We start from the raw sequence: 20,761 nt of genomic DNA, 5'->3' as shown, positions 1-20,761 counted from the left end.
GGCCAGGCCGGTGATCTCGGCCGCAGGCCCGGGGCGCGCCCCCGAAGCCACGTAGCGGTGGGCGGGCCGGCCACGCCCGCGGCCGGGTTCGGTGGTGCGGACCACGGCGCCGCACTCCAGCAGCGGCTCCAAGTGGAAGCGCACGGTGTTCGGGTGCAGCCCGCTCGCCTCGGCCAGCTCGGCCAGGGTCGCCGGTCCCGGCAGCGAGTCCAACGCGCTGAGCAGCTTCGCCTGTCCCGCGGGCAGCGGCTGCTCCGCGGCGGTACGGGGGCCGACCCGGCGATGAATTTTCACGAGAAAACTGTAGTAAATTCGGCCTCGACGGGTCCAGCCGAGGTGACCTGCACGACGACCGAAGGAGAGCGACGATGCCGGATGTCGCCATCGCGACGAACCAGGAAGACGCCGCCGCGGCCGACAGGATCGTGGCGCATCACGCCGAGCTGACGGGGAAGCTGACGGTGCTGGTCACCGCAGCGACGCAGGCTTCTTCCGCGCAGGAGGCCCGTGCCGCTCGCGATCGCCTGGTGACGTGGGCGCGCAGCGAGCTGATGCCGCACGCGGAGGCGGAGGAACGCTCGCTGTACCGGGCAGGTGGCGCGGTGGCCGAGTTGAAGGTGCTGATCCCGGCGATGGTCGCCGAGCATCGAGTGATCGACGAGCTGATCGGGACGTTGTCGAAGGCCGACTCGCCCGGCGCCATCGCGGCCGCGGCCGGTGGGCTCCGCGAGGTCGTGCGGGTGCACGTCGACAAGGAGAACGAGGCCCTGCTGCCGGCACTGGTGGCTTCCGGCGCGCACTCGGTGGCGAAGCTGTTCGACGAGATGCACGAAGCGCTTGCGGACTCTCCGGCGGAGCCCGGCAAGCACGCGTGTTCGTGCGGTCACCAGGACGACGGGGCCGAGCCCGAACTCGATGCGCGCTCCATCCCGCACGCGATCAGGCACGCCACGATCTTCGGGGCGTTGGACACCGTCGAACCCGGTGGGGCGTTGGTGCTGCTCGCCCCGCACGATCCCGTGCCGTTGCTCGCTCAGCTGGAACGACGCAGCCCCGGCGCGTTCGCGGTGGAATACCTGGAGCGCGGTCCCGAGGTGTGGCGGCTGCGCTTCGTACGGCGGTGAGCGCCCGTTCATGACGAAACCGCCCGCGCGAGCCGCGCGCGGGCGGTTTCGTCGAAGGAGCCCGGCTGCTGCCGGAGCGGACGGACCGGTGAGTGGTCAGCTCTCCCGGATCCACAGGGCCGGGGTGTTCTGCGGCTCCCAGTCGGCCTGCGAGGTGTGTGCCTGCCAGCACCGGTAGGTGACGCCATGGTGGGTCACCCGGTCACCGGCCGCGTACGACACACCCGGCTGCCATGCGCTCACCGACCTGCTCGTCGGCTCCGGCCAGATCGGCCGCCACGGTTCGTGGAAGCCGGCAGGAGTGCCGCCGGCCGAGCCGTCGGAAGGCCCGCCAGAGGTGTCGTCACTCGGTGCACCGGTGCTGGGACCGCCACCAGAGTTGTCGTGGCCCTCGGGGTGATCGGGGCTGCCGTCGGTACCGGGCGTTCCGTGGCTGTCGTGCCCGGCGTGCTCGCCGTGTTCGCCGTGGAGTGTGGGCGTGCCGTCGCCGGTGTCGTTCGCGCTCGGCTCGTCCATCTGCCCGTGGGCAGCGCCGCTGAGATGCGACGGGTACGGGATGTAGGATCCGGCGTCCCCGCCGATGCCGCCGTCGCCGCCGATGTCCAGGTCGACGCACGAGTAGAACGCGTTCGAGGTGTCGCCGATGTTCCACACCGCAAGGACCTTCTGCCTGCCGCTGTAGCGGGACAGGTCGATGACGTGCGACACCGTTTCCGCCGGCCGCTCGCCACGCATCTCGATGGTCGCCAGCAGATCGCCACCGATGTAGTACTCGAAGTTGGCCGTGCTGTGCGGGGCGGTGAACCGCCACGTGAACGTGACCTGGTCGCCGACCGGTGTGGCCACCCAGCCCTTGCTGTCGTCGTCCAGTTCCGCCCAGCGGGCATCCCCGGCGCTGCAGTTGCGCTGGCCTTTCGGTCCCTCGACGCTCTGCGGCTCGTAGACGATCGGGCCGCACTCGACCGTGCCGTTACGGCATTGGGCCTGCCTGCTCGGCGGGGATTCGACATGACCGTGCGCTTGCGCAGCCGGCGACGGCATCATGACGAGGCCGGCCGTGGTCAACGCGCCAATCCCGCCCAGAGCAAGCAAGGATCGTTTCATTCGCATGGTGAACTCCCTCAGCGCGGCAATAGCCGTACTGGCAATGGGTAAACGGACGTGGCAGTCGACTACACGGGCGCGAACGAGTGAACGGTTCACGGTCGAAGGCGAAATTTGGGGAAGGTCATGCTTCTGGCGCGGCCACGCGCTGCACGCTTCGGCCGCGGCTACCGCCTGGGTGCGGACTCGGCCGAGGCAGATGCCGTTTCCGCAGGCGGAGCGGCGCACGAACGCCTGATCGATGGCACCCTCACGAAAAGCGGAACTTCCCGCGAGGAATCCTCGTCTATTCCGCGAATCAGGTTTTGTCAAGCCGGAGAGTCGTTCGGGCAATCATTCGTGCCCCAGCTGTCATTTTTCGCGCGGACAGTTTGAGCGGACAGCCGTCCGGTGGATTTGCAGGCAGCAGCGGGCCCCGCAATGGCCAAACCGAAAGATTCCAGGCGAGGACGGCCCCTGCGGCTCGTACGTCGACGGCGACTGCGGGCTGCAGAGTCGTCCTGCGCCCGGATGTCGATACTGTCGCGTTCGCTGGTGAGTTGGCTGGAACTGCCCTCGTGGTGACCGGGCGGTGGGGCAGGGCCGTGTACGTGTTGGCCCGCGCCGGATGTCGGCTTCGGCGACGAACGGTGGCCACGTCCTTGGGCGCCGCCAGGGCCCGCACTGACGGACGGCAACGCGCTGATCGTGTCCTCGAAGGGCTCCTGCGGGCCCGGCCGCCATTGGTCACGATCTCCGGAGGGTGGTCTGCTCTCCCGGTGGCCGGTCGTCGGCACCGGCGGCGCGTGGCAGGACTCGGCCCTTCTTGCGTTGCACCTTGGCGCCATCGGCCACCGTGTCGCTCAGTACGGACTTACCGTGACGCAATGCGACGAATCCTGTTCGCCGTGCTGGCCGTCGTCCTGGCGGGCTGCAGTGGGGAGCCGACGGCGACCGGTTCGGCGGCGTCCGCCAGCCGAACGCCGGCCACGACACCGTCGGAGCCGCTACTGAAGACATATCCGGAAGCCGAGCTGCGGCAGCATCCGTGCCGGGCGCTGGACGAGCGCGATCGTGCCGCACTCGGCATCGCCGCCGACGGCAAGCTGGAGACGCATGAGGGACGGCGTTCCTGCCACTGGCTGGCCGGTGATCAGAACGTGAGTCTGCAATTCGGCACGCCGTTGTCCGACGCGCGGACGTTCACCCGGAACGGCCGCGTGACGCAGGTGTCCGTCGGGCAGGTTCGCGGCGAACACCGGATGGCGGTGCAGTCGGAGTTCCACCGCATCTGCTTCCTGTTCTTCGGGCTGAACAGCACCGACCGGCTCGTCAAGGTCACGGCCATTCCGGAGCCGGACGCGCCGCAAGAGGGTGCCTGTGCCGCGGGCGTGGCGGTGCTCAGGGCCGTGCTCACCCACGTGCGGTGACGGGGAGAAGAAGCCGCCGGACAGCGGTCAGCAGACCAGTGCGTGGACAGTGGTGTAGCCGAGCAGGGCGGCACCGAGACCGCCGACGACGCTGACGACGATGTTGGCGACGGCGGAGAAGTAGCTCTTCTGCTCGAGGAGCCGAAGGGTTTCGTAGCCGAACGTGCTGTAGGTGGTCAGTGCGCCGCAGAGGCCGGTGCCGAGCAGCGTGAGTACCGGGGCGGGCAGGGCGGGACCGGCTCCGGCGAGGCCGCCGAGCACGAGGCAGCCGACGACGTTGACGACGAAGGTGCCCCAGGGAAAGGCAGTGTCGTGGCGGGCCTGCACCACGCGGTCCGTGAGGTAGCGCAGGGGCGCGCCGATCATGGCGCCGACGAAGACGAGTACAACGGTCATGCGGTCGGCATTCCTCGGTAGCGGCAGACCCCGGCCTCGTCGATCAGGACGGTGCCGTTGCCGGCGAGTTCGTCGAGTTCGGGCAGGAACGCGCGGATGCGCTCCTCAGTGTCCATGATGATCACGGCAGGGCCTCGGTGACGTCGAGGATACGGTCGGTGCGGAGAGGTGAGTGGGTGCCGTAGCCGTCACGACCTTGCAGGACGGTGGCGTCGCCCAGGCCTGCTTCGCGGGCGCGTCTGACGATCTCGTGGTGGAGGGGTTCGTCGTCCCAGGTGTCGTTCTCGCCAATGAAGATCGCAAGGCGCAGGGCGGGTCCGGTCAGCTGCATTTCACGCCGCCTTGTCCGAGGCGCGGGTGGCTCCGGTGACGGCGCGGGCGAGCCAGACGCCGGTGACGACGGCGAGCATGGCACAGATCACAGTGCCTGCCAGGTAGCCGAAGGCCAGGCCGATCGTGCCGGATCGCAGCAGTTCGCCGGTCTCGACGGCGTAGGTGGAGAAAGTGGTGAAGCCGCCGAGGATGCCGACGCCGAGAAAGGGGCGGACCAGGCGGTGGGCCGACCACACCTCGGTGATCAGCACCATGAGAATCCCGATGAGGAAGCAACCGGCCACGTTGGTGACGAAGGTGGCCCACGGGACATGCCCTGGCCGGGCGGGCAGGAGTTCGGCCAGGCCGTAGCGGGCGAGCGCGCCGAGCCCGCCACCGAGGGCGATGACGGCCAGGACCGCGCCGTGGGAGCTGGCCAGTGCACGTCGCCGGGCGGGGAGCCGGAGATCGGCGTCCGGATCGGCCGGCTCGGACAGGTCGACCTCGCTGGTCACGCGCACCTCCTGCTTGAGCCCGACGAAGTCACTGGTCAAGGAAGGACTGTTGGCGGCGATGCACGCCGCGAGCGTTCCGGGGAGACCGGAGCGGCGAGCCCCACCGCCGCATCGGCCGAGGGTAGCCCGACGTGTCGTCCTGTACGCCGGAGTGTGTGGACCTTCACTTGCGGTGTTCGTCCACCGGGAGCCCTTCGCGGATCCGCACGCGGTCCGGAACGGCCGTCCGAGCGCGCTCGTGCGACCGTGCCGGAGCCAGGCAGCAGGCATCCGGCTCCGGAAAGGCAAGAGGGCCGCATCCCGGACGGACGCGGCCCTCTTGCTGACCAAGAAGCTTGAAGTCCTACGACGCGGCGTCACCCGGATGCCGTGCCCCAGTAAGACCCTTGGGGTGGAGCTGACGGGACTCGAACCCGTGACCCCCACACTGCCAGTGTGGTGCGCTACCAGCTGCGCCACAGCCCCTTGCTGGTGTCCATACCGTACAGCACGCCGATTTCCCCGCTGTCGCCGGGGGCCCGAAAATGCTCTTGCCGTCGGACCGCCGGCCGGCGGCTGCCCGGCGTGCGTCAGCCCAGCCGATCCAGCCAGCCCGGCTTGCTCACGTCGATGCGGCCGTCCGGCCCGATCACCGCGGGCGTGGCGAAGTCGTCGATCTGCTCCAGCGCGGTCCGGAACGCCTGGTCCAGCTCGCGGTGATAGGTCCGCTTGGCCACGCACTCGGCGAACGTCTCGCCCAGGCCCAGCTTCCTGCCCAGCTCGGTGAGCTGGGCCTTGTCCCAGCCGCGCGTCCCCTCTTCCGGCTGGCTGGCGAACAGGCTGTCGTGGAACGCGGTGAACTTCCTCTCGTCGGCCGCGCACAGCGCCGCGTTGGCCGCGTCCATGGAGTAACCGGGCGGGTCGGACGCTTCGACGAGCATCGGCACCATGTGCTGCCGCACCCGCAGCTGGCCCTCGCGGATCCGGTTCGCGATGTCCTTGCCGTCGCGTTCGTGGAACTGACCGCACGCCGGGCAGAGGAAGTCGGCGTAGATGTCGATGGTGACCGGGGCCTTGTCGTCGCCGAGCACCACCACGGCGCCGTCCCTGGTCTCGGGAAGTTCCGCTGATCGCACCACCGGGATGGCACGTCCTTCGGTGGCGTTCTTCCGCGCGTCGAACCACAGCACGGCGACGACGATCAGCGCCACCACGATCGCGGCCCCGCCGACGGTGAAGGCGACCTTGCGCAGCCGCGCCCGGTCGACGGGAGGGCGGGGTGCGTCTGCCGATCCCGAGCCGGTCTTGCCTGCCTGCCTGGCCATGGCGGCCCGCTGCTGGGCCAGTTCCCGGCGCCTGCGGCGTTCTGCTCGTTCGGCTCCGCCCATCTCGTCTGCGCTCCTGTCGATGAGATCGCCACCTGCCCCGCGTCGGGCGCGACCGGATCCGGCACTCGCTGGTGGGAAGTTGGTGCCGCGACGGCACGTGAACGCCCCCGGGCTCATCTAGGCTATGGGCCCGCGTGTGTGGCTTGTGTGGGAGGTACGGTGTGGCGTCCAGCGGCGTTGGCGGCGGTGACCGTCTTGCTGGCGAGTGCCTGCCTGACCGGCTGCGCTCCGTCGGCGGCTGAGAACTCCCTGGTCACCAAGGCCGACGAGACCGGAAAGCTGATCATCGGCACCCGGTTCAGCCAGCCGGGGCTGTCCGAGCGCACGCTGGACGGCCGGTTCGTCGGTTTCGACATCGACGTCGGCGAGTTCGTCGCCGCTGAGCTCGGCGTCGAACCGGAAAACATCACCTGGCGCGACGTGGTGGCGGCCGAGCGCGAGGAAGTGCTGCTGTCCGGCGCGGTCGACATGGTGATCAGCGCCTTCACCATCCCCGCGCGCGGCAAGCGGAAGGTGCTGTTCGCCGGGCCCTACTTCGTCACCGGCCAGTCGATCCTGGTGCGCAAGGACACCACGGACATCACCGGGCCGAACTCGCTGGACGGCAAGCGCCTGTGCTCGGTCACCGGGAGCACGGCGGCGGAAGAGGTCAAGAAGCGGTATGCCGAGCGGGTGAAGCTGGTCGAGTACCCGCGTGAGCCGGACTGCGTGACGGCGTTGCTCGCCGACCTGGTCGACGCGGTCACCACCGACGAGGCGATCCTGGCCGGCTACGTCGCCAAGCACCCGGAGCTGCTGAAGCTGGTCGGCGGGCAGTTCACCGTCGCGCGCTACGGCATCGGCCTGCCCCCGCACGACGAGGACGGCAGGCGTGCGGTCAACGCCGCGCTCCAGGAGATGATCGACAGCGGCGCCTGGCGGGAGGCGGTGCAGCGGCACTTCGGTCGCACCGGAATCCGCGTCACCAACCCGCCGCCGATCACCGAGCGCTGACCGTCGTTCCGGCCGCCCGGCGACTTCGAGCGAGGATCGTGCGTGCGTGCGGCGGCTTCGCGCGAGGATCGTGCGTGCGGCGGCTTCGCGAGGACGTGCGTCCGGTGCCGTCGCCCGAGGTTTGAGCGGTTTGTCAGGCGGTGGCTTCCGTGGGCTGTGTGGTCGCCTGGCGGCGGCTCTCCTGGGCTGCCGCGGTCAGGTGCGCTCGCCTCCGCCTCGGCATGCTCGCGACCGTCATGCGCGCTCGCCCTCAAGGTGCGCCAGCACGGTGGCGCGGATGCGCTCCTGGTTGCGCCTGACCACGTCGGTGACGAACTCGTCGACCCGCGGGTCCGCCAGTACCTCCAGCGTGACCCGCAGTGTGGTTTCGATCATGGCCCGGGTGATCCGCTCGGAGAACGGCACCAGCGCCAGGCGTCCGGCCATCGGGTCGGCGTTCAGCTTCTCCACCACCAGCTGCTCGAGCTCGGCGGAGTTCTCCCGCAGCGCGGCGGCCACGCCGAGCGGGATCTTGCCGGTCTCCACCACCTGCACCACTTCGTCCAGCACCAGCAGGACGATCGGGCGTTTGACCGCTTCCACCAGCGGATCGGTGAGCCGCTCGATCAACCGGTTGGTGATCCGCTCGCCGAACACCCGGTAGCCCGCCCGCGCCACCCGCACCAGCACGACGACCACCCTGAGCAGCCGGAATCCGCGCAACGCGGGTTCGGTGACCGGGATCATGCCGATCACCTCGTACCAGTGGGTCAGCGGATAGCGCCGTTGCCAGCCGGTCTTGCGCCACCGCCAGGCGAACTCCACCGCGAAGATCCCGCAGATCGTGGTGTCGACGGCGACCACCCACGTCGCGCCGGCGTTCTCCCGGTCGAAGAATCGCACGAAGATCAGCAGGCCGACGGAGAAGATCGCCAGCAGCAGCATCACCACGTCGACCAGATCCAGCGGACGGTCCCACGCCGCGTCGGCGCGTTTGCGCTCGTCCGCCGCGCGGGCTCGGCGGTGCTCCGCTTCCTGCCGCCCGGCGTCGGACTCCGCGGCGGCCCCCGGGTCCGGGCCGGCCGTCACGGGCAGCCCGCCATGCCGTGTGTTCGCCGGGTGCCCGGTGGCAGGTGTGTCATGTCTCACAGCCTATTGCCGGTCGAGTGGATCGGCGCGCAACGACGGTGGCGACCGTGGTCAGCGTCTCGCCGGAGCCGTGGCGCACGTTGCGGTCGCATCCGGCACGTCGCCACACGGGCGGCCGGCGCGCATGCCGTCGCAGGGCGGAGACATGCGAAAGCCCGCCACCGCAGGCGGCGGGCCGTCGATCGCGATTGCTCGGAGGGTGTGCGCCAGCAACACGGATGTGGGCAGGCGAAAGGTTCAAGCGCGAAATCGGAGGTCGCTGCAGGGAACGACGGACCAAAGTGAAGGCCCGCCGCTGGGAGAGCGAAAGCGGCGGGCCGATGGGGTGGTGGTTGCGTGGTTGTTGCGTGTGGACGTCCCATGCACGGATACCGCCATCGGAAGGGTTCACGCCCGGTCGCAGCTTTCTTTCCACGGTCCGGCGCCGTCGGAGTGCGGAAGCGAGTTCGGCAGGGGATGCCGGTACCGGCGGAGCACAGGCGACGGCCCGCCGCCGGAGGGGTAGGGGGTCGGGGCGGCGGGCCGTCCGAGGCGGTTGTTTCGAGGGTGTTCATCCCTGACACGGTTCGTGCCCAGGACCGGGTTCACCGCCAGGACGCGAATCCCCGGCTCGCATCGGCGGCCGCGATCGCTGCCAGGACAGGTCAACGGCTCGCATCGCCGCGGTGGCGATCGCCGCCAGGACATATCAACGGCGGCCGCGCCGATCGCGGTCAGGACAGGTCAACGGCCCGCCGCTGGGGTGGGGGAGAGGCGGCGGGCCGTTGGGGGTGGTGCGGGACGGTGGTCCTTGGGGCATGCGCGGAGAACTCTCCGCGCATGCTGCTGGTGCTTGTCAGTTCAGGTCGAGCGTCCCGGACTTCGATCCGGTCGTCGGGTCCGGCTCGTCCGGAGTGCTGGTCGCCGACGTGGTGCCGAGCACACCGCCGAGCAGACCGGTGACGCCCTTGACCGTCTTGCCCACGGTGTCGGTGACCCCACCGACCACACCCCCGACGACCGAGCCCAGCGGGTTGCTCTGCTTGGGCTTGCTCGGCGCGGGCTGTTCGGGCTGCGGCTGGGTCTCCTGCGGCGGGGTGGTCGGCGCGGGAGCTTCCGGCGCCGGCTGGGACGTCCCGGCGCCGCCGCTGCTGCGGTCGGCGGGCTGCTGCTGCTTCGGCTGCGGTGTCCCGGGGTCGTACGTCGAGCCGCCGGAGCCGGACCCGGCCGGGCCGCCACCGCCGGGCTGGTACACGCCGCCGGGGCCGGGCTGGGCGCTGCCTGGGGTGGCGCCACCACGTTGGACCTGGTCGGCGCCCTGGCGCCGGCCGTCGGAGGCCAACGGTGACTTCTCGCTGCTGGCTCGCTTCAGCTGGGTGGAGCTGGGAGCCGAGCTGCCGCCGTCGGCGGCCGTGCTGCCGGGCTGCGCGTCGCTGCCGGGGGCGGCCGAGTTCGAGGTCGGGGCCGAACCGCTCGGGCTCAACGCGATCAGGCCGGCGATGGTCAGCCCGGACAACGCAGCGGCACCGGCCATCGCGGCGAGCTTGCTGCCGCGTTTGCCGTCCGGGCGCCGCTCCTCCTCGGTGTCCGCGGGCCCGGGGGAAGCCGGCGGACGAGACGCGACGACGTCGGCGTCGTCCAGGCCGTCGATGCGAACTCCCTCACGGCGCAACAGATCGGTGACCGGGGTGAGTGCCTGCGGGCGGCGGTCCTGCGCGGCCCACGGGTAGTCCTCGGTCGCGGTGCGCTCACGCTCGAGAAGCTCGGCAACCGTGATGTACTCGCGGCGGGGCACATCGGGCGGGGTGTCCGACACGGTCGAAACCTCTCTCCGGGCCGTCGGGGGCCGGCCCAGTGGCTGTTACCGTTCCGTAGCTTGTCCGCGGCGATACTACCCGTCTGGGTGAGAGAGGGAAGAGGGTCGGGCAACAATTCTCTACGCAAGGTCGTTGTAACTGTCCGTGCTTGCGTCCGTCGAGATGAGTTGATCTTGGTTGCGGCGGGAGTACGAACGGAGCGTAGCGAAAAGATCTCCTGTCATCTTCACTGACGACAGGAGATCTTTCGTCAACCAAGATCGTCTTCTGGTGTCGATCCGGGGTGCTCTCCCCGGTCCCGGCCGAGCGGTTCAGCGCAGCCCGAGCCGTCGGAGGAGTCCGCGCGCCATCGTGAAACGCATCACTTTCCGCACCAGGCGGCTCTTGACCGGCGAGTACGGGTACCAGATCGGCTCGGCGGCCGGCGTCACCCTGGCGGTCACGATCGCCTGCGGGCGGCAGTACTTGCGCAGGCCGGCCGCGCCCCAGTTGCGGTATCCCAGCCCGGACTGCTTCCAGCCCGCCTGCGGAACCGGGAGCGCGAACAGGTTGGCGAACATGTCGTTGACGTTGACCGAACCCGCTTCCAGCCGCCGGGCGACCTGCTCGGCGCGAGCCGTGTCCTTGCCCCACACGCTGGCCGACAACCCGTAGCCGGAATCGTTGGCCAGCCGCACGGCCTCGTCGACGTCGGCGACCTTCATGATCGGCAGAACGGGACCGAACGTCTCCTCGCGCATGCAAGCCATGCCGTGGTGGACGTCCACCAGCACGGTCGGCTCGTAGAACGTGCCGCTCGCTCCGCGCTTGCCACCGGCCAGCACCGTTGCGCCTTTGGCCACTGCGTCCTGCACGTGGCGCTCGACGATCGACAGCTGGTTGTTGTTGGCCAGCGAGCCGACGTCGTAGCGGTAGTTCTGGTCGTCCCGGCCCTGGCGCAGCTTGCGCACGGTGGCGACGACCCGTGAGACGAACTCGTCGTAGACCGGCTCGAGCACGTAGACGCGTTCGACCGACGTGCACATCTGCCCGGAATTGCACATGCCGCCCCACACGGCGGCGTTCGCAGCGCGCTCGACGTCCGCGTCGTCGAGGACCACCATGGCGTCCTTGCCGCCGAGCTCCAGGCTGACCGGCACCAGCCGTTCCGCCGCCCGTGCGGCGATCACCCGCCCGGTCCTGGTCGAGCCGGTGAACTGCACGAAGTCGACCGCGTCCACCACGACCGCACCGGTCGGCCCGCGGCCGGTCAGGCACGCGAGCACGGGCGGGGCGCCGATCTCGGCCCATCCCGCCACCGCCGCCTCGGTCACCAGCGGGGTGAACTCACTCGGCTTCACCATGACCGCGGCCCCTGCGGCCAATGCCGGCACACCGTCCATCAACGCCAGTGCCAGCGGGAAGTTCCACGGCGTGATGATCCCGACCAGCGGATACGGGCGCAGTAGCACCTGCGTCCGCTTGGTCATGGTGATCGCGTTGTGCGGCCGCGGTGTCTCGTCGGCGAGGAAGCGCGCGCCGTGCTTGGTGTAGTAGTTGATCACCTCGACCACGTACGGCACCTCGACGGTGGCCTCGAACCACGGCTTGCCCGTCTCCGACTGCAGTGTCTTCGCCAGCGACGTCTCGTTGTCCAGCAGCCAGTCGCGATACTTCCGCAGCCAGCGCGCCCGCTCGGCGAACCCCATGGCCTCCCACTCCGGCTGCGCCTGGCGCAGGGCTTCGGCGGCCGCAGCGACGTCCTCGGGGCCGTGTTCGGGGACTTCCGCGACGGGGGTGCCGTCCGCGGGCGACAGAACCGTGAACGTCGCGGTCATGACGGCTGCTCCTCGACGGCGATGCGCTGGTGGTAACGGGCACGCGCGCGTGGGTCGGATTCGGTGAACATCACGTCGAGCTTCAGCCAGCGCCCGACGGCGAACTTCGCCCGCGTAGGCAGCAGCGACAGCGACGCCACCATGACGCCCGCCGACTTCGGCACGACGACCTTCGGCCGGTCGTGGATCACCGCATCCACGACCGCTTCGGCGACGTCCTCCGGGTCCACCACGGTGAGGCGTTCCATCGAGCGGGGAATGTTCGCGCCCGCGGACAGCTCCGTGCGCACCACCGCCGGCATGACCGCCGAGACGCCGATCGGGGTGTCGCGCAGCTCGCCCCACAGCGCCTCGGTGAACCCGACGACGGCGTGTTTGGTGGCACAGTAGGTGGCCAGCCCGGGATATCCGGTGAGGCCGGCCAGTGACGCGATGTTGACCAGATGCCCGCGCCCCCGGGTCAGAAACCGGCGCACCGCCAGCTTGCTGCCGGTGAGCACGCCCTGCACGTTGACTTCCAGTTGCCGATCGGTCATCCGGTCGGCCTCGTCCACGTAGTGGCCGGTCGGCATGATCCCGGCGTTGTTCACCAGGACGTCGACCGGCGCGTCGAATGCCGCGTCCGCGGCGTCGAAGAATCTGGCGAACGAATCCCGGTCGGTGACGTCCAGCGGCAGCCCGGTGACCCGTGCCCCCGGGCGCGCGCTGAGCTCGACGGCTGTCTTCCCGGCCAGCTCGTCGTCCAGATCCCCGATGACGACGGCGGCTCCACGGTCGAGGAACGCCGTCGCGGTGGCCTTCCCGATGCCACGCGCACCCCCGGTGATCGCGACCACCTTGCCTGCTAGTGAGACCGGCTGTCCCATGGCTTCTCCTTCTCCCGACGACCCGCCGAGAGCGAGTATGAGCCGGGCCACGCCACGGCAGCTTGCGATTTGCGGCCAGATTGCCCGGCGTATGCCGTGCCGTCCGGCGGTGTCGGCCACCGCAGCAGGGAAGACCGGCCGGCCGGGCGCGCAGGCCGCGCAGCCAAGCAGGCCCCGCGGGTGGCCGAGGCCGCCGACGGCTGCCCCCGCACAGGCTGACCTGCCGATACCATTCCGGGGGTGACCAGGCAGCTCAAGGATCCGGCAGCACGACAGCGCATCGTCGACGCAGCATTGCGGCTGGTGTCGTCGAACGGAGTCTCCGGGGCGACCATGCGCGCCATCGCCTTGGAGGCGGGGGTGTCCACCGGAGCGGTCACGCACTACTTCGACGACAAGGCCGACGTGATGACCGCGGTGATCCGGGCCAACACCAAGCGGATCGCCCGCAGGGTCAACGAGGCCAGGCAGGACAAGCGCGGGCTGAGCGCGGTGGAGGCGGTGGCCGAGGCGCTGCTGCCGCTGGACGACGAGATGCGCGAGTGCTGGGCGGTGCTCATCTCGTTCTGGGGGCACCCGGCCGCGCAGCGGTTCCTGGAGCAGGAGGGCGCCTCCCTGGGTTTCGAGGCGATCCGCCAGGTGATGACGACGCTGCTGCAACAGGCCGCCGAGCAGGGGGAGCTGCCTGCCGGGGTGGACGTGGTGCACGAGGCCGAGCGGATCCTGGCCCTGCTGGGTGGCATCGGCCTGATGGCGGGCGGAAACGTGGAGTCACGGGAATCGACCCGCCGCCGGGCCAGGCGCATGCTCAACCAGCTGATCGCCGACATGCGGGCCTGACGTGACGGGCACGGTGGTGATCACCGGCGGCAGCCGGGGGATCGGTGCGGCCACCGCCGTGCTCGCCGCGGAACGCGGGTGGCAGGTCGCGGTGAGTTTCCGCGAGCGGCGGGACGCCGCCGAGCAAGTCGTCCGGCGTTGCCAGGAAGCCGGCGTGCGTGCCGTCGCCGTGCAGGCGGACGTGTCGGCCAAGGACGACGTCCGGCGGCTGCTGGACACTGTGTGCGATCAGCTCGGTGTGCCGACCGGGCTGGTGAACAATGCGGGCATCGTCGCGCCACGGGGCAGGCTGGCGGACTTCACCACCGAACGCATCGCCCGGGTGGTGTCGGTCAACCTCGTCGGCACGATCCTGTGCACTCGCGAGGCGGTTCGCCGGATGTCAGTGCGGCACGGCGGCAACGGTGGGGCGATCGTCAACGTGTCGTCGCGTGCGGCCGTGCGGGGCAGCCCGAACGAGTACGTCGACTACGCGGCGGCGAAAGCGGGTGTCGACGCCCTGACCGTGGGTCTGGCGCGGGAACTCGCCGACGACGGCATCCGGGTGAACGCGGTCCGTCCCGCCCTGATCGACACCGAGATCCACGAGCCAGGGCGGCTGGCGCAGCTCGGCCACGCGGTGCCGCTGGGCAGGCCCGGCAGGGCGGGGGAAGTCGCCGCGGCGATTCTGTGGCTGCTGTCGGACGAAGCGAGCTTCACCACCGGGACATTCATCGACGTCGCCGGGGGTTGGTGACGGCCCGACGGCAAGCAAACCCCGCAGGCGGCGGGACGATCGTGCTCGTAGGCGGCTTGCTGCTCGTCGGCGACAAGGAAGGCCCCGCAGGCGGCAGGGCGATCAGCAGCAAGCGCCGCCACCTGTTCGTGGTCCCCGGTCGTTCAGCCGGCTGATGCCCATCTCGGCGCCCCCGCTCGGCTACCCGGCCCGCCCATACCTTGCGTCTACCGCAGCCGGAGCCCTGGCTCCCGCAGGCCTCGCCGGGTACGCATCGGTCGACGAGCACCGATGACGGCGTTGCGAAGCGCCGGCCGGATCGCGGGGAGGCTGCCCCGGCTCAGAACGGCAGCGGCTCGGCGCCCAGCTGCTCCAGCATGGCCCGCATGACCTTCATCTCCGAGCCCTGCGAGTCGAGCATGCTCTGTGCCAGCGCCCGGACGGCGGGAATCCGGGCGTGTTCGACGGCGTACTCCGCCATCGCCGTGCCGCCTTGGTGGTGGCGCAGCATCAGCTGCAAGAAGAAGACGTCGAACTCGCGGCCGCTGAGCCGGCGCAGCTTGCGCATCTCCTGCTCGGTCGCCATGCCCGGCATCGGCACGTCGTCCGACTGGGCGTGCTGACCGGTCCCGTGCCCGCCGTGACCGCCCTTCATCCAGGTCATCAGCTCGCCGGGGGCCTGCGCCGGGGCGTCCCACAGCGTCAGCCAGCCCTGCATGCGCCCGATCTGCCCGTTCTGGGTGCTGGAGATGTCGTAGCCGAGCACCCGGACCTCGCGCGAGTGGCCGCGCAGCCGGGCGATGTCACCCATTTCCACGGCCTGCCGGTGGTGCACCGACATGTCCTGGCAGAAGCCGATGTCGACCGCGTTCGGCTTGTCCTCCTCGGCCACCGGGGTGCTCTGCGACCGGCCGATGACCAGCCCCACAGTCGCGCCGACAAGCAGCAACGCCAGCGCCGCGGCGCCGTAGACCAGGGCGCGAGCCCACGCGGGTGTCCGCCGCCCAAACTCCGATTCGTCGTCTTCGACCGCGTCGGGCTCGTCGTGCTCGTCTTGCTCGCCCGCCGCGTCACCGCCGCCGTCCGCGTCTTCGGCGGCATCGGCTGCGGCGAGGTCGGACTGCTTCCCGTCGCCGGTGTCCGGCGCTGCGTCCTTGCCCGCGTCGCGCCGCTCGGCTGCCGCCTGCTCGTCCGCGTGCCTGCCCGTGTCGCCGGTCTCGGACGTGCCTTGCCCGGTTTGCTGCTCGTCTCGCTCGTCGCCGGTGTCGCGCACCTCGACCGTCACTTCTCCTCGCCGCCGGCGTTGCCTGCAACGCTCGGCATCTGACCCTGCTGACCTTCGAAGTCCATCGGGGCGGCGTCCTTGCCCGGCTTGCTCGGGTCGAACTTGGGCGGGTCGTCCGGGTCGAACTCGCCCGGCACGGTGTCACACGAGCCGTTCGGCTCCGGCGTCAGGTACGGGTTCTGCCGCAGCGCCGCGATGAAGTTGTCGATCCGCTGGTCGTTCGCGTCGGACAGCTTGAGCTGGTGCCCCCACGCCTGCACCGAGATCGGCGTGCTCAGCTTCGGATAGGGGGACATGAGCATGTACGGCTTGTTGCGCACCCGCAGCTCGAGCGCTTCCTTGGCCTCGGCGTCGATCTTGTCCGGGTTGTAGGCGATCCACACCGCGCCGTGCTCCAGGGCGTGCACCATGTGCTCGGTACGGACTGGCTCGTCGTAGATCGTGCCGTTGCACGTGGCCCATATGACGTCGTGCGGCCCGCCGAACGGAATCTCCTCGTCGTAGGCCACCCGCCGCGGCGAGTTGACGTGGCCGCGGTGCTTGTACTCCTTGATCACCACGCCCGGGATCTTCTTGGCCGGGTCCTGGTTGTTCCTGCTCGGCGTGTACTGCTCGGCGGCAGCTTCCTCGCGGCTCTCCTGCTCGCGCTTCGGGGCGGACTTGACCAGGTAGTAGCCGAACACCGCGGCGGCCAGCGCCAGGACCACGACCACCCCGACGATCGTTCCCCACGGCACCTGCCTGCGGTTGACGACGTTCCCGCGAGCGGCCTTGAGCGCGGAGGCGCCCTTGTCGAGCTTGTTCTTCTTCGTGGTGCCGCTGGCCATAGGTGGTGCGTCCCCGTTCGCTGGTTCTGCCGTGCAAAGGTCGGTTCACCGGCCAGGGTAGCCGGGTGGTGTTCACCCGCTGTGAGGTGGCCGGACCAGGCGCCGGTCGCCACCCGCAGGCCGCATACACTCTGCGAGTGACTCCCGCAGTACTTGCCGACCTGGTTCGTTCCACCGCGTCCGCGGTTCTGACCGAACGCGGGCTGGACACCGCGGTGCTGCCCGAGCGGGTCACCGTGGAGCGCCCGCGTCATCCCGAGCACGGCGACTACGCGACCAACCTCGCGCTGCAGATCGGCAAGCGGGTCGGCATGGCGCCCCGCGACCTGGCCAAGGCGATCGCCGACCGGCTCGCCGAAGCCGACGGCGTGGCCTCCGCCGAGGTGGCCGGGCCCGGCTTCCTCAACGTCCGACTGGCCGCCGCGGCGCAGGGCGAGCTGGTGCGCCGGGTGCTGACCGCGGGCGAGCGCTACGGGCACGGCGACGCGTTCGCGGGGGTGTCGATCAACCTGGAGTTCGTCTCCGCCAACCCGACCGGCCCGCTGCACCTCGGCGGCACGCGCTGGGCCGCCGTCGGTGACGTGCTCGGCCGGGTGCTCGCCGCCCAGGGCGCCAAGGTCACGCGGGAGTACTACTTCAACGACGCCGGTGCGCAGATCGACCGGTTCGTCGCGTCGCTGGTGGCCGCCGCCAAGGGCGAGCCGACGCCGGAGGACGGCTACGCGGGCGCCTACATCGCCGAGCTGGCCGCCGAGGTGCTCCGCCAGGAGCCGGACGTGCTGAGCCTGCCGGACGAGCAGCGGGACGAGACGTTCCGCAGGCTCGGCGTGCAGCTGATGTTCGACGAGATCAAGCGCAGCCTGCACGAGTTCGGCACCGACTTCGACGTGTTCTTCCACGAGGACTCGCTGCACCGCTCCGGCGCGGTGGCCGCGGTGGTGGACCGGCTGAAGTCGTCCAACCTGCTGTACCACGCCGACGGGGCGTGGTGGATCCGGTCCAGCGAGTTCGGCGACGACAAGGACCGGGTGGTGATCAAAAGCGACGGAGCGCCCGCCTACATCGCCGCCGACATCGCCTACCTGGAGAACAAGCTGTCTCGCGGATTCGACCTGTGCATCTACATGCTGGGCGCGGACCACCACGGCTACGTCGGGCGGCTGAAGGCGGCGGCGTCCGCGCTGGGCAGCGACCCGGACGTGGTCGAGGTGATGATCGGCCAGATGGTCAACCTGGTCTCCGGGGGCCAGCCGGTGCGGATGAGCAAGCGCGCGGGCACCGTGGTGACGATGGACGACCTGGTCGGCGCGGTCGGGGTGGACGCCGCGCGCTACGAGCTGACCAGGTACTCGGTCGATTCCCCCATCGACATCGACCTCGACCTGCTGCGCAAGCACAGCAACGAGAACCCGGTCTATTACGTGCAGTACGCGCACGCCCGGCTGGCGTCGCTGCTGCGCAACGCCGCCGAGCTGGGCATCGAGCTGGCCGAGCACGCCGAAGGCGTCGATCTGGGTTTGCTGGATCACCCGCGGGAGGGTGACCTCATCAGGACCATCGGGGAATTCCCTACCGTGGTGAGGCGGGCCGCCGAGCTGCGCGAACCGCACCGGATCGCCCGCTACCTGGAAGAACTGGCCAGCGCGTACCACAAGTTCTACGACGCGTGCCGGGTGCTCCCGCAGGGCGACGAGCCGGCGACCCCGCTGACCGCCGCCCGGCTCGCCCTGTGCGCCGCGGCGCGCCAGGTGCTGGCCAACGGCCTCGGTTTGCTTGGCGTCAGCGCCCCGGAACGGATGTAAGGAAGTCATGGCACACCCCGCAGGACCTCGGCACGCCGAGGTGTACCGGCACGCCGACACGGCGGGCGTACGCCCGGCCACCACCGACGAGCTGGACCGGCTGTATCCGAAGGTCTGGCCGCGCAACACCTACCGCGCGCCGGACGGCGTGGTCCGCATCGCCGGTGTCGACGTGCGCGATCTCGCCAAGGAGTACGGCACCCCGCTGTTCGTGGTCGACGAAGCCGACTTCAAGTCACGCTGCGCCGAATACGCCGAGGCGTTCGAGGACCCGGCGTTGGTGCACTACGCGGCCAAGGCGTTCCTGTGCATCGAGGTGGCCAAGTGGGTCGCCGAACGCGGGCTGTCGCTGGACGTGTGCAGCGGCGGCGAGCTGGCCATCGCGTTGCGGGCGGGCTTCCCGCCGGAGCGCATCGCCATGCACGGCAACAACAAGTCGGTCGACGAGCTGCGTGCCGCGGTGCAGGCAGGGGTCGGCACGATCGTGCTGGACTCGTTCCACGAGATCGCCCGGCTGCAGGCCATCGCGTCCGAAGCGGGCGTGGTGCAGGACGTGCTGGTGCGTGCCACGGTCGGCGTGGAGGCGCACACCCACGAGTTCATCGCCACCGCGCACGAGGACCAGAAGTTCGGCTTCTCGCTGCAGGCCGGTGACGCCGCGGAGGCGGTGCGCAGGGTGCTGGCGGCCGATGCGCTGCGGCTGCGCGGCCTGCACAGCCACATCGGCTCGCAGATCTTCGACACCGACGGGTTCGAAGTCGCTGCCAGGCGGGTCGTCGGGCTGATGGCCGAGCTGCGCAAGGAGCACGGCGACGAGATCCTCGAGCAGCTCGAGCTGATCGACCTCGGCGGCGGCTTCGGGGTCGCCTACACCGACCGGGACAACCCGCCGCCCGCCGCCCAGATGGTCACCCAGCTGCGCACCATCGTGGAGCGCGAGTGCCAGTACGCGGGCCTGCCGGTGCCGCGCATCGCCTGCGAACCCGGCCGGGCCATCGCCGCGCCGGGCACCGTCACGCTGTACGAGGTCGGCACCATCAAGGACGTCGTCATCGGCGACAACCAGACCCGGCGGTACGTCAGCGTCGACGGCGGCATGAGCGACAACATCCGCACCGCGCTCTACGACGCGGTCTACGACTGCCGGCTGGTCTCCCGGTCCAGCGGCGACGGCGTGGACGGTGAGGCGGAGGCGGTGCTGTGCCGCGTGGTCGGCAAGCACTGCGAGTCCGGTGACATCGTGGTGCGGGACTGCTGGCTGCCGGACAACCTGGCACCGGGTGACCTGGTGGCGGTGGCCGCCACCGGGGCGTACTGCTACTCGATGGCCAGCAGCTACAACCGGCTGCCCAGGCCCGCGGTGGTGGCGGTGCGCAACGGCGGCGCGCGGCTGCTGCTGCGCCGGGAAACGGTGGACGACATGCTTCGCCTGGAGGCTCAGCCATGAGTGCGAACAAGCCGGTCAGGGTCGCCCTGCTCGGGTGCGGCACGGTCGGCGGGGAGGTGGCCCGGCTGCTCGACGAGCAGTCCGCCGAGCTGGCTGCCCGGGTCGGTGCGCCGATCGAGCTGGCGGGCATCGCGGTGCGCAGGCCGGACAAGCACCCGGAAGTACCTGCGGACCTGCTCACCGACGATGCGCAGGCGCTGGTGGACTCCGACGTCGACGTGGTCGTGGAGTTGATCGGCGGCATCGAGCCGGTGCGCACGTGGTTGTTGTCCGCGCTCCGGCAGGGCAAGTCGGTGGTCACGGCGAACAAGGCGCTGCTGGCCGACAGCTCGGCCGACCTGGCCGAGGCGGCCGACGCCACCGGCGCGGACCTCTACTTCGAGGCGGCCGTGGCCGGGGCGATCCCGCTGCTGCGGCCGCTGCGCGAGTCGCTGGCAGGCGACCGCATCACCAGGGTGATGGGCATCGTCAACGGCACGACCAACTTCATCCTGTCCGCGATGGACGCCACGGGCGCCAGCTACGCCGAGACGCTGGAGGAGGCCGTCCGCCTCGGCTACGCCGAAGCGGACCCGACGGCCGACGTGGACGGCTACGACGCGGCGGCGAAGGCGGCCATCCTGGCCTCGCTGGCCTTCCACACCCGGGTGACCGCCGCGGACGTGCATCGCGAGGGCATCGCCGACATCACCGCCACCGACATCGCGGCCGCGAAAGCACAGGGGCGCACGGTGAAACTGCTGGCCATCTGCGAGCGGGTGGTCGACCCGGTGGACGGCTCGGAGTCGGTGTCCGCCCGGGTGTACCCGGCGATGATCCCGCGCACGCATCAGCTGGCCGGGGTCGGCGACGCGTTCAACGCGGTCTACGTGGAGGCCGACGCCGCGGGCGAGCTGATGTTCTTCGGTCAGGGCGCAGGCGGTGCCCCGACCGCGTCGGCGGTGCTCGGCGACCTGGTGGCGGTGGCGCGCAACCGGGTGCTCGGCAGCCGCGGGCCGCGCGAGTCGGCGCATGCCCA

The 20,761-nt window shown here is 70.5% G+C and carries 20 protein-coding genes and 1 tRNA gene; 8 read left to right on the top strand and 13 right to left on the bottom strand.

All coding sequences use genetic code 11. From position 1 onward, the window contains the following. The coding region (locus CXP56_RS18435; RefSeq protein WP_286902150.1) for a helix-turn-helix domain-containing protein at positions 1 to 294 on the bottom strand (294 nt) is incomplete at its 3' end. Between the two features lie 74 nt (positions 295 to 368). Here CXP56_RS18435 and CXP56_RS18430 point away from each other — a divergent pair. Beyond that, positions 369 to 1,124: a DUF2249 domain-containing protein gene (locus CXP56_RS18430; protein WP_028847858.1), complete on the top strand. Its 756-nt coding sequence runs from the start codon at positions 369 to 371 to the stop codon at positions 1,122 to 1,124. A gap of 96 nt (positions 1,125 to 1,220) precedes the next feature. Here CXP56_RS18430 and CXP56_RS18425 read toward each other — a convergent pair whose 3' ends face one another. Beyond that, positions 1,221 to 2,228, bottom strand: a complete 1,008-nt coding sequence (locus CXP56_RS18425) for a lytic polysaccharide monooxygenase (protein WP_169725246.1) — start codon at positions 2,226 to 2,228, stop codon at positions 1,221 to 1,223. An 866-nt stretch (positions 2,229 to 3,094) separates the two neighbouring features. Between CXP56_RS18425 and CXP56_RS18420 the strand changes: the two genes are divergently transcribed. Continuing rightward, a complete protein-coding gene (locus CXP56_RS18420; protein ID WP_028847859.1) occupies positions 3,095 to 3,637 on the top strand; it encodes a DUF3558 family protein in 543 nt (180 codons plus the stop codon). 27 nt (positions 3,638 to 3,664) lie between these two features. On the opposite strand, the gene crcB (CXP56_RS18415) is transcribed toward CXP56_RS18420, so the two are convergent. The 5 genes from crcB (CXP56_RS18415) to CXP56_RS18395 all read right to left on the bottom strand — a co-directional run bounded on the left by crcB (CXP56_RS18415) (position 3,665) and on the right by CXP56_RS18395 (position 6,227). Further along, positions 3,665 to 4,033 (bottom strand): fluoride efflux transporter CrcB, encoded by a 369-nt coding sequence (gene crcB, locus CXP56_RS18415; protein WP_028847860.1) that lies wholly within the window; start codon positions 4,031 to 4,033, stop codon positions 3,665 to 3,667. Between the two features lie 121 nt (positions 4,034 to 4,154). Continuing rightward, the gene (locus tag CXP56_RS19125; protein WP_342665114.1) at positions 4,155 to 4,364 is read right to left on the bottom strand and encodes a DUF190 domain-containing protein; all 210 of its coding nucleotides are present in this window, start codon (positions 4,362 to 4,364) and stop codon (positions 4,155 to 4,157) included. Between the two features lies 1 nt (position 4,365). Next, the gene (gene crcB / locus CXP56_RS18405) at positions 4,366 to 4,899 is read right to left on the bottom strand and encodes a fluoride efflux transporter CrcB (RefSeq protein WP_342665115.1); all 534 of its coding nucleotides are present in this window, start codon (positions 4,897 to 4,899) and stop codon (positions 4,366 to 4,368) included. A gap of 353 nt (positions 4,900 to 5,252) precedes the next feature. Next, positions 5,253 to 5,325: transfer RNA gene (locus tag CXP56_RS18400), tRNA-Ala, on the bottom strand. 104 nt (positions 5,326 to 5,429) lie between these two features. After that, on the bottom strand, positions 5,430 to 6,227 hold the full coding sequence (locus CXP56_RS18395) for a DsbA family protein (protein WP_286902149.1): 798 nt from the start codon (positions 6,225 to 6,227) through the stop codon (positions 5,430 to 5,432). 159 nt (positions 6,228 to 6,386) lie between these two features. Here CXP56_RS18395 and CXP56_RS18390 point away from each other — a divergent pair, with 159 nt between their 5' ends. After that, positions 6,387 to 7,220 (top strand): glutamate ABC transporter substrate-binding protein, encoded by an 834-nt coding sequence (locus tag CXP56_RS18390; RefSeq protein ID WP_028847863.1) that lies wholly within the window; start codon positions 6,387 to 6,389, stop codon positions 7,218 to 7,220. Between the two features lie 234 nt (positions 7,221 to 7,454). Here CXP56_RS18390 and CXP56_RS18385 read toward each other — a convergent pair whose 3' ends face one another. From CXP56_RS18385 to CXP56_RS18370, 4 genes are all read right to left on the bottom strand, one after another. Further along, positions 7,455 to 8,288, bottom strand: coding sequence for an ion transporter (locus CXP56_RS18385; protein WP_286902148.1), 834 nt, complete (start codon positions 8,286 to 8,288; stop codon positions 7,455 to 7,457). An 895-nt stretch (positions 8,289 to 9,183) separates the two neighbouring features. Then, complete coding sequence (locus tag CXP56_RS18380; RefSeq protein ID WP_286902146.1) at positions 9,184 to 10,143, bottom strand: hypothetical protein; 960 nt, start codon at positions 10,141 to 10,143, stop codon at positions 9,184 to 9,186. Between the two features lie 312 nt (positions 10,144 to 10,455). Next, positions 10,456 to 11,961, bottom strand: a complete 1,506-nt coding sequence (locus tag CXP56_RS18375) for an aldehyde dehydrogenase family protein (protein WP_286902145.1) — start codon at positions 11,959 to 11,961, stop codon at positions 10,456 to 10,458. Continuing rightward, entirely contained in the window at positions 11,958 to 12,827 is an 870-nt protein-coding gene (locus CXP56_RS18370) for an SDR family oxidoreductase (RefSeq protein ID WP_286902144.1), read from the bottom strand. Before CXP56_RS18370 ends, CXP56_RS18375 begins: the two co-directional genes overlap by 4 nt. A 240-nt stretch (positions 12,828 to 13,067) precedes the next feature. On the opposite strand from CXP56_RS18370, the gene CXP56_RS18365 reads away from it, so the two are divergent. Both CXP56_RS18365 and CXP56_RS18360 read left to right on the top strand, forming a co-directional pair. Beyond that, positions 13,068 to 13,667 carry a TetR/AcrR family transcriptional regulator gene (locus tag CXP56_RS18365; RefSeq protein ID WP_051310196.1) on the top strand — a complete coding sequence of 200 codons (600 nt, stop codon included), beginning with the start codon at positions 13,068 to 13,070 and terminating at the stop codon, positions 13,665 to 13,667. A gap of 1 nt (position 13,668) precedes the next feature. Beyond that, positions 13,669 to 14,403, top strand: coding sequence for an SDR family oxidoreductase (locus tag CXP56_RS18360; RefSeq protein ID WP_286902142.1), 735 nt, complete (start codon positions 13,669 to 13,671; stop codon positions 14,401 to 14,403). Positions 14,404 to 14,722: 319 nt separating this feature from the next. Here the strand turns inward: CXP56_RS18360 and CXP56_RS18355 are convergent, their stop codons facing one another. Beyond that, entirely contained in the window at positions 14,723 to 15,667 is a 945-nt protein-coding gene (locus CXP56_RS18355) for a DUF305 domain-containing protein (RefSeq protein ID WP_286902139.1), read from the bottom strand. Further along, positions 15,664 to 16,494 carry a thioredoxin-like domain-containing protein gene (locus CXP56_RS18350; protein ID WP_028847869.1) on the bottom strand — a complete coding sequence of 277 codons (831 nt, stop codon included), beginning with the start codon at positions 16,492 to 16,494 and terminating at the stop codon, positions 15,664 to 15,666. The genes CXP56_RS18355 and CXP56_RS18350 overlap by 4 nt, the downstream gene beginning before the upstream one ends. 137 nt (positions 16,495 to 16,631) lie before the next feature. Between CXP56_RS18350 and argS the strand changes: the two genes are divergently transcribed. From argS to CXP56_RS18335, 3 genes are all read left to right on the top strand, one after another. Further along, positions 16,632 to 18,296 carry an arginine--tRNA ligase gene (argS, locus tag CXP56_RS18345; protein ID WP_028847870.1) on the top strand — a complete coding sequence of 555 codons (1,665 nt, stop codon included), beginning with the start codon at positions 16,632 to 16,634 and terminating at the stop codon, positions 18,294 to 18,296. 7 nt (positions 18,297 to 18,303) lie between these two features. After that, positions 18,304 to 19,743 (top strand): diaminopimelate decarboxylase, encoded by a 1,440-nt coding sequence (gene lysA, locus CXP56_RS18340; RefSeq protein WP_286902135.1) that lies wholly within the window; start codon positions 18,304 to 18,306, stop codon positions 19,741 to 19,743. Continuing rightward, the coding region (locus CXP56_RS18335; RefSeq protein WP_286902134.1) for a homoserine dehydrogenase at positions 19,740 to 20,761 on the top strand (1,022 nt) is incomplete at its 3' end. The genes lysA and CXP56_RS18335, both read left to right, overlap by 4 nt.

The sequence above is a fragment of the Thermocrispum sp. genome (genome assembly GCF_002919275.1).
Classification (GTDB): Bacteria; Actinomycetota; Actinomycetes; order Mycobacteriales; family Pseudonocardiaceae; genus Thermocrispum; species Thermocrispum agreste.
This window is presented reverse-complemented; position numbering and strand designations above follow the sequence as displayed.